This window comes from Streptomyces longisporus, assembly GCF_039532765.1.
GTDB lineage: Bacteria > Actinomycetota > Actinomycetes > Streptomycetales > Streptomycetaceae > Streptomyces > Streptomyces longisporus.
On record NZ_BAAASG010000012.1, the window covers coordinates 348,598 to 362,157 of the forward strand.

Below are 13,560 nucleotides of genomic sequence, written 5' to 3' on the forward strand. Positions count from 1 at the left end.
ACCACTCGGCCCGCCACTCGGCTCCGCGTGATGAATGCCCCGCGGTCTGCGTCCGTACCTATGCGGGAGGCGGTCCGGGCCGGGACGGAGGGTGGCGTGGGGTGTGACGGTGAGCGCAGGAGGCGGCAGCGGCGTCGGGGGGTTCGAGGGCTGGTGCTGCTCGGTGCCGTGCTGGTCCTGCTCGTCCTCGGCGGTGCGGGGACCGCGTCGGCGCACGCGGCGCTCAAGTCCACCGACCCCGAGGACGGAACCGTCCTCAGGTCGGCCCCCCGCTCCATCACCCTGACGTTCACCGAGTCCGTCGGTCTGCTGGACGATTCCTTCCGCGTCCTGGGTCCCGACAACCGGCGGGTGGGCATCGGTGAGGCCCAGCACGCGGGGGGCCGCTCCGACACGGCGAGCGTGACCCTGCCGAAGACGCTCGCCAAGGGCACCTATGTCGTGGCCTGGCGGGTCGTCTCGGCGGACAGCCACCCGGTGGGCGGCGCGTTCACCTTCTCCGTCGGCAAAGCCTCCGCAACGGTCGCCACCGTGAACACCGGACCGGTCGAGAACCCGGCGACCGCCAGTCTCTACAACATCGCCCGCTATCTGGCGTACTTGGCGGCCGCGCTGCTGATCGGCACGTCCGCCTTCGTCGCCCTGTGCCGCCCGACGGACCGCGCTCCGCTGCACAAACCCCTGGTCGTGGGCTGGTGGACGCTGCTGGGGAGCACCCTGGCGCTGCTGGTGCTGCGCGCCCCGTACGAGACCGGCACGGGTCCCGCGACCGCCCTCGACACCGCCGCCTTCACCCGCACCCTCACGGGCCGCCCGGGGCTCGCCCTGCTGGCCCGGCTCGCCCTGCTGCTGCTCGCCGCCGTGTTCGCCGTACGACTGAGCAAACGCGACGCACGGCCGCGGCCGCTGCTCGCCGCCGGTGCTGCCCTCGGCGTGGCCCTCGCGCTCACCTGGGCCGCCTCCGAGCACGCCTCGGCGGGCATCCAGGTCCCCCTGGCGATGGCGTCCGCCGTGCTGCACCTGCTGGCCATGGCCCTCTGGCTGGGCGGCCTCACGGCGCTGCTGATCCTGCTCCACCGCACCGAACTCGCCCCGGCCGTCGTGGCCCGCTTCTCCAGGATCGCCTTCGTCTCCGTGACCGTCCTGGTCGTCACCGGCGTCTACCAGTCCTGGCGCGGGCTGGGCTCCTGGAGCGCGCTCACCGGCACGACGTACGGGCGCCTGCTGGTGGCCAAACTGGCCGCTGTGGTGCTCCTGGTGGCGGCCGCTGGGCTCTCGCGGCGCTGGACCGCGCAGCTGGTGACGGCGGACGCCGAGACGGCCGTACGGGAACGGGTCCCGGAGCCCGTGGGCGGGCCTCCCGCGACCGTCGCGGAGGAACCGGCCGTCCCGGCCGCCGAAGGCGCCAGCCTCCGCAGTCTGCGCCGCAGCGTGCTCGCCGAGGTCGCCGTCGGGGTCGTGGTGCTGGTGCTCACGACCGTGCTCAGCAGCACGCTGCCGGGCCGCGCGGCCGCCGAGGCGGCGCAGGCACCCGCGACGGCCGGCGGGCTGCCTGCCGCATCGGTCACGACGATCCCGTTCGAGGTCGGCCGCGCGCGCGGCAAGGTGCAGATCACCCTCGACCCGGGCCGCGTCGGCGACAACACCGTGCAGGCGGTCGTCTTCGGGCCCGACGGCGGCATCGTCACCGTCCCCGAGCTGCGGCTCTCCCTCAGCCTCCCCGCGCAGAAGATCGGCCCGCTGGACGCCAGGTTGACCAATCAGGGCGGCTACTGGGGGAGCAGTTCGGTGACCGTGCCCCTCGCCGGAACCTGGACCATGAAGGCCACGGTCCGCACGTCCGAGATCGACCAGGTCACTGTGACGAAGTCGGTCCGGATCGTCGCCTAGCAGGCCCTGGTCGCCCCGCGAATCCGGCATTTACTCTCAACTCCGGGCGGGATCGTTCGATCACTCGCACCGAAACGATCACGAACATGTCGGTCACATTTCCACAAAGGTCCCCGGCGGCTCTTGACGCATGACCGGACATAGGACTGATATAAGCGCCACGATGTTTGGTCGAGTTGATTTCTGGTCGGTTTCGACTTTTTTCGACGTGGCGTTGTGACCGAACCCCTGCCTTCAGGAGCCGTACATGGACCTCTCCCCCTCGGGTCTCTCTCTTCCCGCGACGAGCCGTCGCAGTCTGCTGCGTGGTGTGGGTGGCGCAGCCCTGCTCGCGGGTGCGGGCATACCGTTGCTGTCCGCGTGTGGCAGCAGTGGGAGTGGCTCGGACTCGAAGACCGTCAGTCTGGGTTCCAACTCCTCGGACGCGGTGCCGAAGAAGGCGTTCGCTGAGATCTACGCCGCCTTCACGAAGCAGTCCGGCATCAAGGTCAACGTCAACACCAAGGACCACAACACCTTCCAGGAGCAGATCAACTCCTACCTCCAGGCCACGCCGGACGACGTGTTCACCTGGTTCGCGGGCTACCGGATGCAGTTCTTCGCGGCGAAGAAGCTCGCGACTCCGATCGACGACGTATGGACGAAGATCGGCGGCAACTTCCCCGACGCGATGAAGCAGCTGTCCAAGGGTGAGGACGGCAAGTACTACTTCGTGCCGCTGTACACGTACCCGTGGGCTCTCTTCTACCGCAAGAGCGTCTTCAAGCAGCACGGCTACCAGGTGCCCACCACGTGGGACCAGCTGGTGACGCTGTGCAAGAAGATGAAGCAGGACGGCCTGGTGCCGATCGCGTTCGGTGACAAGGACGCGTGGCCGGCGATGGGCACCTTCGACCAGATCAACTTCCGGCTCAACGGCTACGACTTCCACAAGTCGCTGATGGCGGGCAAGGAGGCGTGGACGGACCCGAAGGTCAAGGCGGTCTTCGACCACTGGTCCGAGCTGTTGCCCTACCACCAGGACGGCTTCATGGGCCGCACCTGGCAGGACGCCGCCCAGACGCTGGTGTCGAAGAAGGCGGGCATGTACGTCATCGGTTCCTTCGTGGCCCAGCAGTTCACCAACAAGGCCGACCTGGACGACCTGGACTTCTTCGCCTTCCCGGAGATCAACCCGCAGTTCGGGCAGGACACCGTGGAGGCGCCCACCGACGGCTTCATGGTCTCCAAGGCGCCCAAGAACCACGACGGTGTCACCAAGCTGATGGAGTTCCTGGGCACGCCGGAGGCCGAGCAGATCTACCTCAAGGCCGACTCCAGCGTGGTGGCCGCCTCCAGCAAGGCCGACACCTCCTCGTACACGCCGCTGCAGAAGAAGGCGTACGACATGATCTCCGGCGCCAAGTCGCTGACGCAGTTCATGGACCGTGACTCGCGGCCGGACTTCACCTCGACGGTGATGCAGCCGGGTCTGCAGAAGTTCCTCCAGAACCCCAAGGGCGTCGACAGTCTGCTGTCCTCGATCGAGCGCCAGAAGAAGACGATCTTCGCGTCCTGATGAGCTCCGAAACGACTACGAAGAGCCCGGAGGCGGCCGCCGTGCCGCCTCCGGGCCATGCGCCTGCAACCAAGCGGGTCCCGCAGGGCCACAAGCGCCTGCTGACCCGCCGTGACCGCATCACGCTGGCCGTCATGGCCGGCGTGCCCACCGTCCTGCACGTGGCCCTGGTGTGGGTGACCGCGCTGGCCTCCATCGCGCTGGCCTTCACCACCTGGGACGGCATCGGCTTCGACTCGATCAAGTGGGTGGGGCTGGACAACTTCAAGCAGTTGTTCACCGACAACCCGCAGTTCTGGCCGGCCGTCGAGCACAACATCATCTGGTTCGTGGTGCTCATCCTGATCCCCACGCCGATGGGATTGTTCCTGGCCGTCCAGCTGGACAAGAAGATCCGCTTCTCCCGGGTCTACCAGACCGCGTTCTTCCTGCCCGTCGTGGTGTCGCTCGCGGTGACCGGGTTTGTGTGGCAGCTGGTCTACAACCCCGACACCGGGCTGATCAACAGCCTGATCGGGGCGAACAAGCCGGGCCACTACATCGACTGGATCGGCGACCCGCACCTGAACCTGTGGGCGGTGCTGATCGCCGCGTCCTGGCGGCACACCGGCTACATGATGATCCTCTACCTGGCCGGCCTGAAGGGCGTGGACCCCTCCCTGCGGGAGGCCTCCGCCCTGGACGGGGCGAACGAGTGGCAGACGTTCAAGAACGTCATCTTCCCCACCCTGCGCCCCACCAACACCGTCGTCCTGGTCGTCACGATCATCGAGGCGCTGCGCGCCTTCGACCTGGTGTTCGTCTTCAACAAGGGTGCCCAGGGCACCGAGCTGCTGTCGATCCTGATCACCAACAACATCATCGGTGAGTCCAGCCGGATCGGTTACGGCTCCGCGATCGCCGTCGTCCTGCTGGTGATCTCCCTCGCGGTCATCATCCCCTACCTGATCGCGACCTTCCGGAAGGAGCGGCAAGCGTGAGCACGGCTGTCATCGCAAAGGAACGCACGCCGGTCCGCCCGGCCCGGATCCTGCTGCACACCTTCCTCATCGTCACGGCGCTGGCCTGGCTGGCCCCGCTGCTGTGGGCGGTCTTCGCGGCCCTGCGGCCGTACTCGGAGACCAGCAATCGCGGCTACGTGTCCTGGCCGCACAAGCTGAGCTTCGAGAACTTCACCAACGCGTTCCAGCAGTCGGACATGCTGCACTACTTCGGCAACACGCTGATCATCGCGGTCCCGGCCGTGCTGATCACGCTGCTGCTGTCCTCGATGGTGGCCTTCTACGTCTCCCGGTTCGACTTCCGGCTGAACATCTTCCTGCTGCTGGTGTTCACCGCGGGCAACCTGCTGCCCCAGCAGGTCATCATCACCCCGCTGTACCGCATGTACCTGCTGATCGACCTGCCCGGCATCACCGCCAGCGGCAAGCTGTACGACTCCGCGCTCGGCCTGGTCCTCATCCACGTCGCGTTCCAGTCCGGGTTCTGCGCCTTCGTGCTCTCCAACTACATGCGGATGCTGCCGCACGAGCTGACCGAGGCCGCCCTGGTCGACGGGGCGTCGGTGTGGCGGATGTACTGGCAGATCGTGCTGCCGCTGTGCAAGCCCGCCATGGCCGCCCTCGCGACGCTGCTGTCCATCTGGATCTACAACGATTTCTTCTGGGCGATCGTGCTGATCTCCACCGGCGAGAACATGCCGATCACCAGCGCGTTGAACAACCTCTCCGGGCAGTACTTCACCGACCCCAACCTGGTCGCCGCGGGCGCCCTGCTCACCGCGATCCCCACCCTGATCGTGTACTTCGTACTGCAGCGCCAGTTCGTCAGCGGACTGACCCTGGGCGCCAACAAGGGCTGACGCCCTCCCCTTTGAAAGAGACCTCCGTGCAGCACCACTTCACCGCCGTCGCCTCCGTCCCCGTGGACCCGGCCAACGCCCGGGTCCACGAGGAGGGCTGGCAGTCCTGGAGCCCCAGCGGCGCCTATGCCCTCGGCGACAGACCGTACCGCCCGACCGACGACAACTGGGCGACGGTCTGCTACCGCCCCGGTGTGACCGTCCCCGAGGGCACCTTCCAGGGCGAGGGCCTGCTGGCGCTCGACCCCGGTGACGGCTCCCCGGCCCGTCTGTGGGCGGCCGTCGACCCCACCGGCGAGGTGCCGTCCATCCGTCTGACGGTGACGGACCGCATCGCGGAGGTCACCGCCGACGGCGCGGTGAAGGAGTGGACGGGGGTGAACATCCAGGCAGCACTGGGCAGTTGGGCCGAGGGCCTCGGCGTCGAGCCGCCGCGCCCGGCGCCGACCGTCTGGTGCTCCTGGTACGAGTACTTCACGAACGTCACCGAGGACGACATCCACGAGAACCTCCGTGCGATGGACACCCTGGACCTGCCGATCGACGTGGTCCAGATCGACGACGGCTACCAGAAGGCCCTCGGCGACTGGCTCACCCTCTCCGGCCGCTTCCGTTCCCGCGAGGGCATCGCGGACGCCATCCGGGCCCGCGGCCGCCGGGCCGGCATCTGGACGGCCCCCTTCCTCGTCGACCCGGCGAGCGACCTGGCCACCGAGCACCCCGACTGGCTGGTCCGCGACCCCGCGGGCGGTTTCACCCACGCCGGCCGCAACTGGGGCCACGACCTGCGCGTCCTGGACACCACCCACCCCGAGGCGGCGGCGTATCTCACCGAGGTCTTCGGCACCCTGCGCAGCGAGGGCTACGACTACTTCAAGGTCGACTTCCTGTACGCGGGCGCGCTGGACGGCGTACGGCACAAGGACGTCGACGCCCTCACCGCGTACCGCGAGGGCATCGAGCTGATCCGCGGGGCGATCGGCCCGGACGCGTACCTGCTGGGCTGCGGCGCCCCGATCCTGCCCTCCATCGGCCTGTTCGACGCGATGCGGGTAAGCCCCGACACGGCCCCGCACCGCCGCCCCGAGGCCGACGACTTCAGCCAGCCCGGTCAGGACCCGGCCGAGTTCACCGGCGCCGGACGCCAGTGGCAGCACGGCCGCCTGTGGGTCAACGACCCCGACTGCCTGATGGCCCGCCCGGCCGTGGAGACACGGGAGCGCTGGGCGGCCCATGTGGAGGCGACCGGCGGCCTGATGGCCTCCAGCGACCGCCTCCTGTCCCTGGACGAGTGGGGCGTGACCACCACCCGCCGACTGCTCTCGGGAGCCGAGCGATGACCCGCGCCCTGAACGTGCCGGGCATCGCGTACGGCGGCGACTACAACCCCGAGCAGTGGCCCGAGGAGGTCTGGGCCGAGGACATGCGGCTGATGGCCGAGGCCGGGGTCACCATGGTCAGCGTCAACATCTTCTCCTGGGCGCTGCTGGAACCCTCCGAGGGCAGCTACGACTTCTCGCGCCTCGACCGCATCCTCGACCTGCTGCACTCCCACGGGATCGCCGCCGACCTGGCGACCCCGACGGCGGCCCCGCCGGCCTGGTTCTTCGTGAAGCACCCGGAAGCGCTGCCGGTGGACAAGGACGGCCGCAGGCTGTCGTACGGCAGCCGCCAGACGTTCTGCCCGTCCAGCCCCGCCTACCGCGAGGCGGCCCTGCGCATGGTCGGCGAGCTGGCCCGGCGGTACGCGGACCACCCGGCGGTCGTGATGTGGCACGTCCACAACGAGTACGGCTGCCACAACGCCGAGTGCTACTGCGACACCAGCGCCGAGGCCTTCCGCGAGTGGCTGCAGGACAGGTACGCGAGCCTGGACGCCCTCAACCACGCCTGGGGCACCACCTTCTGGAGCCAGTGGTACTACGACTGGGACCAGATCCTGCCGCCGCGCGCCACCGGCGCGGTCCCGAACCCCACCCACCAGCTGGACTGGCGCCGCTTCTGCAGCGACGCCCTGCTCTCGCTGTACGAGGCCGAGCGGGACGTCCTGCGGGAGGCCGCGCCGGAGACCCCCGCCACCACCAACTTCATGGTGATGTTCAACTTCGACGCCCTGGACTACTGGCGCTGGGCGCCCGAGCTGGACATCGTCTCCAACGACCACTACCTCCAGTCCGCCGACCCGGAGTCGCAGATCGACATCGCGCTCAGCGGCGACCTGGTCCGCTCGCTCGCGGGCGGCCCGTGGCTGCTCATGGAGCACTCCACGGGCGCGGTCAACTGGCAGCCGGTCAACCGGGCCAAGACGGCGGGCGAGTTGCGGCGCAACGCCCTCAGCCATGTGGCGCGCGGCGCCGACGGCATCGCCTACTTCCAGTGGCGGGCGGCGAAGGCGGGCGCCGAGCAGTGGCACTCTGCGATGCTGCCGCACGCGGGCACCGACAGCCAGATCTGGCGGGACGTGGTCCAACTGGGCGCGGATCTACGGGCGTTGGCGGAGGTGCGGGGTGCCACCGGCACCGCCGAGGTCGCCATTGTCTGGGACTGGAACGCCCGTTGGGCCATGGAACTGCCCTCGCAGCCCAGCGGCGAGCTGCACTTCCAGGACCTGGTCCGCGCCTGGTACGAGCCCCTGTGGCGGTCCGGCGTGGCGGTGGACTTCGTACGCCCGGACGCGGATCTGTCGGCGTACCGCCTGGTCCTGGCGCCTTCTCTGTACCTGATCGACGACACGGGCGCGGCCAACCTCACCGGCTTCGCGGAGCGCGGCGGCACTCTGGTGGTCGGCTTCCACAGCGGGATGGTCGACGCCAACTGCCATGTGCGGCTCGGCGGTTACCCCGGCGCGTTCCGGGAGGCCCTCGGTGTCCGCACGGACGAGCTGTTCCCGCTGCTGCCCGGGCAGACGGTGGCCCTGAGCGACGGCAGCACGGGCACGCTCTGGTCGGAGCGGGTACGCCTGGAGGGCGCTCAGGTGGTGACGTCGTACACGGACGGACCGCTCGCCGGGGTGCCGGCGGTCACCCGCAACCCGTACGGCACGGGCACGGCCTGGTACGTGGCCACCCACCCGGCCCCGCAGGCCCTGTCCGGTCTCCTGGAGCGCATCCGCGGGGAGGCCGGGGTCGAGCCGGTGCGGTCCGCTCCGGCGGGCGTGGAGGTGGCCCTGCGGCGCGGCACGGAGGCCGACTACCTCTTCCTGATCAACCACACGGACCAGGACGCGGAGGTCGCCGCCTCCCCGGGGGCGACCGAGCTGCTGTCCGGGCAGCCGGTGGCCGGCGGGAGGGTGACGGTGGCGGCGAGGGAGGTCGTGGTGGTGCGGGAGCCACGGGTGGGTACCCGGTAGCCAGGTCGCCGGAGCCTCCCGTAGCGAGGTGAGCGGTCATGCCCGAGCTGCCGGACGTCGAGGGGTTCCGGGAGGTCCTCGTGTCCTGCGCGCAGGGGAGGGTGATCCGGCACGTCGAGGTCCGTGACGCGGGCGTACTGCACGGGGTGAGCGCGCGGCGGCTGCGGGAGGCGCTGGAGGGCCGGCGCTTCACCGGGGCGGAGCGCCACGGGAAGTGGCTCCTTGCCCGCACCGGCGGCCCCACCGTCGCGCTCCACTTCGGCATGACCGGCCTGCTGGTCTGCGCCGGCCCCGACGAGGAGGCCGCGCCCCACGACCGCGTCCTGTTCACCGTGGGCACAGGCCGCCAGCTCCGCTACCGCGACCAGCGCAAGCTCCAGGGCCTGTGGCTGGCCGAGGACGAAACCGCCGTCGAACGGCTGCTGGCCCGCCAGGGTCCGGACGCGCTGGCCGTGGACCGCGAGCGGTTCGAGGCCGCGCTCTGCGCCCGCCGCGGCACGATCAAGACCGTCCTCACCGACCAGTCCGTCGTCGCCGGCCTGGGCAATCTGCTGGCCGACGAGATCCTCTGGCGCGCGAGAGTGCGTCCCGCCGCCCACGCGAACGAGCTCACCGAGGACGACCGCCGCCGCCTCTACACCCAGATGCGCCGCACCCTGCGCTCGGCGGTCCCCACCGGCCGCGTCCCGCCCCGCGACTCCTGGCTCACCGGCCACCGCGACACCCCGTCCCCGCACTGCCCCCGCTGCGGCGAGCCGCTGCGCCGCTCCCGCCTGGGAGGCCGTACGACGGTGTGGTGCGCGCAGTGTCAGTAGCGCCGATCGGGTGCGACACCTCCGGCGCACGAGTGTTTCGTGACCGAGGGGTACTCGCCGCTTGCGCTCCGGGCAAGAGATGCCGGGAGCAGGCGGTGTCGAAGGGAGAGCGGCCGTGAGGTGGGTGCCGTACGAGGAAGCCGTCGGCCGCGCCATGGGCCCGTCGTGACCGCGTCCGGAGCGGCGCGCCCCTCCCACCGCGGGGAGCGGCTGGCGGACGCGGTGGACGCCCGGCTGCCCGTGTACGACGGGGGCGGCAAGCTGTTGCGCAAGGCGTTCCCGGACCACTGGTCGTTCCTGCTCGGCGAGCTGGCGCTGTACAGCCTGCTCGTCCTGGTGCTGACCGGGGTGTGGCTGACCCTCTTCTTCAAGCCGGAGATGCGGGAGGTCGTCTACGACGGGCCGTACGCCCCGCTGCGGGGCGTACGCATGTCACAGGCCTTCGACTCCACCCTGCACATCAGCTTCGACGTGCGGGGCGGGCTGCTGATCCGTCAACTGCACCACTGGGCCGCCCTGGTGTTCGTCTCCGCGATCGGCCTCCATCTGCTGCGGATCTTCTTCACCGGGGCCTTCCGCAGGCCGCGGGAGCTGAACTGGGTCATCGGCGTCACCCTGCTCATGCTCGCCCTGGCCGAGGGCTTCGCCGGCTACTCCCTGCCGGACGACCTGCTCTCCGGCACCGGACTGCGCATCGCCGAGGGGATCATGCTCTCCATCCCCGTGGTGGGGACGTACATCGCCTTCTTCGTCTTCGGATCCCAGTACCCGGGCCACGACGTCATTCCGCGGCTGTACAGCCTGCATGTGCTGCTGCTGCCGGGAGCGCTGATCGCCCTGGTCACCCTCCATCTGATCCTCGTCTTCCACCTCAAGCACACCCAGTGGCGCGGCCCGGGCCGCAGCAACGCGAACTCCGTCGGCAAGCCCCTCTACCCGCAGTTCACGGCCTCGTCCGCGGGCCTGTCCCTGACCGTGTTCGGGGTGCTGGCCGTGCTCTCCGGCGTCGCGCAGATCAACCCCGTCTGGGTGTACGGCCCCTACCGGCCGGACCAGGTGTCGACCGGGTCCCAGCCCGACTGGTACGTCGGCTTCCTGGAGGGCTCTCTGCGGCTCGTACCGCCGTGGGAGACGACCGTCGCCGGCCACACGCTGATGTGGAACGTCCTGCTGCCGGCGGTCGTCCTGCCCGCGCTGCTCTTCGCCGTCCTGTACGCCTACCCCTTCGTGGAGCAGCGGCTGACCGGCGAGTGGCTCACCGAACAGCACCTGTGCGACCGGCCCCGCGAACGGCCCGTACGCACCGGCCTCGGCGCCGCGGGCATCACCTTCTACGGAGTCCTGCTGCTGGCCGGCGGCAACGACGTGCTGGCGGCGACCTTCCGCATCTCCGTCAACACCCTCACCTGGACCCTGCGCATCGCCCTGATCGTGGGCCCGGTGCTCGCCTTCGTGATCACCCGCGCGCTGTGTCACGCCCTCCTGGAGGCGGAACGCGAACGTCTGGTCGAGGGCGAGGAGACCGGCGAGGTGCGGCAGAGCGTGGCCGGGGGCTACGAGAGCGGCCACCGCCCCGTCACCGACTTCCGGCCCGGTGCCCCGCGCGCCCCGCTCACTCCTGTGGACCGGCACCCCGGTCCACGTACTGGAACACCAGACCAAGAACACCCCGGCCCAGCACGCCGAAGCCGATGAGGAACAGCCACAGGCCGTAGACCACACCGGTCGCCGTGACCGCGAAACCGAACGCGGTGACGATCGGCCAGGGGCTGTGCGGTGGGAAGAACTCCAGCGGCCCGGCGGCATCGACCACCTCGGCGTCCTTGCGGTCCTGGGGGCGCCGGCCGTGCCGGGCGTACTGCACGGCGCAGAAGAACGACACCAGCCCGGCCATCGCGAACGCCACGACGAGCGCCGCGGTGCCGGCCGGGTCCCAGTGGGACCAGAAGCCGTAGAGCGCCGCCGAGCCGCCGAAGAAGGCGGCCACGACACCGAAGAGCACGGCCTCGACCTTCACTGGAGTCCCTCCTGCCTGGCCTGCTGGACGACGTCGGGGTGGTGCAGGTCGAAGGCCGGCGACTCCGAGCGCACCCGGGGCAGCGCCGTGAAGTTGTGCCGGGGCGGCGGACAGGAGGTGGCCCATTCCAGGCCCCGCCCGTACCCCCAGGGGTCGTCCTCCTCGACGGTCCGCCCGTGCCGGGAGGTGTGCCACACGTTGTAGAGGAACGGCAGCGTGGACACACCGAGCAGGAAAGCGCCCGTCGACGACAGGGTGTTGAGCAGGGTGAACCCGTCGGACGGCAGATAGTCGGCGTACCGGCGGGGCATGCCCGACTCGCCCAGCCAGTGCTGCACGAGGAACGTCAGCTGGAACGCCGGGAACAGCAGCCAGAAGTGCAGCTTGCCCAGGCGCTCGTCGAGCATCTTCCCGGTGATCTTCGGCCACCAGAAGTAGAAGCCCGCGAACGTCGCGAAGACCACGGTGCCGAAGAGCACGTAGTGCAGATGGGCCACCACGAAGTAGGTGTCGGTGACGTGGAAGTCGAGCGGCGGCGAGGCCAGCAGCACCCCGCTGAGCCCGCCCAGCAGGAACGACACCAGGAATCCGAGCGACCACAGCATCGGCGTCTCGAAGGACACCGAGCCGTGCACCATCGTCCCGATCCACGCGAAGAACTTGATGCCCGTGGGCACCGCGATCAGGAACGACATCACGGAGAAGAACGGCAGCAGCACGGCGCCGGTGGCGAACATGTGGTGCGCCCACACCACCGCCGACAGCATGGTGATGGTGGTCGTCGCCCCGATCATCGGCAGATAGCCGAAGAGCGGCTTGCGCGAGAACACCGGGATGATCTCCGAGATGATGCCGAAGAACGGCAGCGCGACGATGTAGACCTCGGGATGCCCGAAGAACCAGAACAGGTGCTGCCACAGCAGGGCGCCGCCGTTGGTGGCGTCGAAGACGTGCGAGCCGAACTTCCGGTCGCACTCCAGGGCCAGCAGCGCGGCCGTGAGCACCGGGAACGCGGGCAGCACCAGGATCGATGTGAACAGCACGTTCCAGGTGAACATCGGCATCCGGAACATCGTCATGCCCGGGGCGCGCAGACACAGGATGGTGGTGATGAAGTTGACCGCGCCCAGCGTGGTCGACACCCCGGTGACCACCAGCCCCATCACCCACAGGTCGCCGCCCGCGCCGGGCGAGAAGTACGCGCTGTTCAGCGGCGCGTACGCGAACCAGCCGAAGGCCGCCGCGCCGCCCGGCACCACGAACCCCGACACCACCATCAGACCGCCGAACAGATACATCCAGTACGACAGCGCGTTGAGCCGGGGGAACGCCACGTCCGGGGCGCCGATCTGCAGGGGCATCACGGCGTTCGCGAACCCGGCGAACATCGGGGTCGCGAACAGCAGCATCATGATCGTGCCGTGGATGGTGAACAGCTGGTTGTAGGTGTGCTCGTTCATGAACTGCAGCCCAGGACGTGCCAGTTCGGCACGCATGCCGAGGGCGAGCAGGCCGGCGAAAAGGAAGAAGCAGAACGACGTCACCATGTACAGGCGGCCGATCACCTTGTGGTCGGTCGTCGAGGCCCAGGCGAGCAGGGTGCGCCCCAGCGGGACGGCGGCGCCGCGAGACGCACGCCCCGCGCCTTCCTCGAGGCGTTGCGACGCTTCGGTCATGGTTCTCCTCAGCCGGGCCGAGAGCGAGAAGCGCCTCGCGAGTGCCCGCCCCGACCGACGGGAAACCCACGACTCCTCTGCGTGACGACGCTACCCACGCCTCGGACGGCGCGAGGGCTGCCACGCCCGCCGTGCTTCGCACGGGTCTCATGGGGAACTCGCCGGGTCCAACGAGTTCCGACCCAGGCAGGTGTCCGAGCATGTCCAACCCACAGCAACCGGAGCAGCGTCGCAGCGCCAAGGGCGGTGCCACACCGCAGCGCAGCGGCGAGCTGAAGGCACGGCAGGACCAGTCGAAGGGCGGCGGTCACGCCCACGGCACGGACAAGGGCAAGAAGGGCGGCGGCAAGGGCGGGGGAGTGCCTCCGGACCAGCAGGCCGACCACCCGTGACC

The 13,560-nt window shown here is 69.7% G+C and carries 11 protein-coding genes; 9 read left to right on the top strand and 2 right to left on the bottom strand.

Annotation, left to right across the window (positions count from 1 at the left end; translation table 11 throughout):
- Nucleotides 1-153 precede the first annotated feature (153 nt).
- From ABD355_RS27330 to qcrB, 8 genes are all read left to right on the top strand, one after another.
- A complete protein-coding gene (locus ABD355_RS27330; RefSeq protein ID WP_344403333.1) occupies nt 154-1,890 on the top strand; it encodes a copper resistance CopC/CopD family protein in 1,737 nt (578 codons plus the stop codon).
- A 247-nt stretch (nt 1,891-2,137) separates the two neighbouring features.
- Nucleotides 2,138-3,448 (top strand): ABC transporter substrate-binding protein, encoded by a 1,311-nt coding sequence (locus tag ABD355_RS27335; RefSeq protein ID WP_344403334.1) that lies wholly within the window; start codon nt 2,138-2,140, stop codon nt 3,446-3,448.
- A complete protein-coding gene (locus ABD355_RS27340) occupies nt 3,448-4,428 on the top strand; it encodes a carbohydrate ABC transporter permease (protein WP_344403335.1) in 981 nt (326 codons plus the stop codon). Before ABD355_RS27335 ends, ABD355_RS27340 begins: the two co-directional genes overlap by 1 nt.
- Nucleotides 4,425-5,309 carry a carbohydrate ABC transporter permease gene (locus tag ABD355_RS27345; RefSeq protein WP_344403336.1) on the top strand — a complete coding sequence of 295 codons (885 nt, stop codon included), beginning with the start codon at nt 4,425-4,427 and terminating at the stop codon, nt 5,307-5,309. Before ABD355_RS27340 ends, ABD355_RS27345 begins: the two co-directional genes overlap by 4 nt.
- Nucleotides 5,310-5,335: 26 nt before the next feature.
- Complete coding sequence (locus ABD355_RS27350) at nt 5,336-6,649, top strand: glycoside hydrolase family 36 protein (RefSeq protein ID WP_344403337.1); 1,314 nt, start codon at nt 5,336-5,338, stop codon at nt 6,647-6,649.
- On the top strand, nt 6,646-8,658 hold the full coding sequence (locus ABD355_RS27355; RefSeq protein WP_344403339.1) for a beta-galactosidase: 2,013 nt from the start codon (nt 6,646-6,648) through the stop codon (nt 8,656-8,658). Before ABD355_RS27350 ends, ABD355_RS27355 begins: the two co-directional genes overlap by 4 nt.
- Nucleotides 8,659-8,696: 38 nt before the next feature.
- Nucleotides 8,697-9,473: an Fpg/Nei family DNA glycosylase gene (locus ABD355_RS27360; protein ID WP_344403340.1), complete on the top strand. Its 777-nt coding sequence runs from the start codon at nt 8,697-8,699 to the stop codon at nt 9,471-9,473.
- Nucleotides 9,474-9,638: 165 nt separating this feature from the next.
- Nucleotides 9,639-11,168 (top strand): cytochrome bc1 complex cytochrome b subunit, encoded by a 1,530-nt coding sequence (gene qcrB / locus ABD355_RS27365; RefSeq protein WP_425585792.1) that lies wholly within the window; start codon nt 9,639-9,641, stop codon nt 11,166-11,168.
- Here the strand turns inward: qcrB and ctaF are convergent.
- A complete protein-coding gene (gene ctaF, locus ABD355_RS27370) occupies nt 11,086-11,490 on the bottom strand; it encodes an aa3-type cytochrome oxidase subunit IV (protein ID WP_344403341.1) in 405 nt (134 codons plus the stop codon). The two genes, qcrB and ctaF, sit on opposite strands and share 83 nt — an antisense overlap.
- Entirely contained in the window at nt 11,487-13,166 is a 1,680-nt protein-coding gene (gene ctaD / locus ABD355_RS27375) for an aa3-type cytochrome oxidase subunit I (protein WP_425585793.1), read from the bottom strand. Before ctaD ends, ctaF begins: the two co-directional genes overlap by 4 nt.
- A 200-nt stretch (nt 13,167-13,366) precedes the next feature.
- Here ctaD and ABD355_RS27380 point away from each other — a divergent pair, with 200 nt between their 5' ends.
- Nucleotides 13,367-13,558 carry a hypothetical protein gene (locus ABD355_RS27380; RefSeq protein ID WP_344403342.1) on the top strand — a complete coding sequence of 64 codons (192 nt, stop codon included), beginning with the start codon at nt 13,367-13,369 and terminating at the stop codon, nt 13,556-13,558.
- The last annotated feature ends 2 nt before the right edge of the window (nt 13,559-13,560 follow it).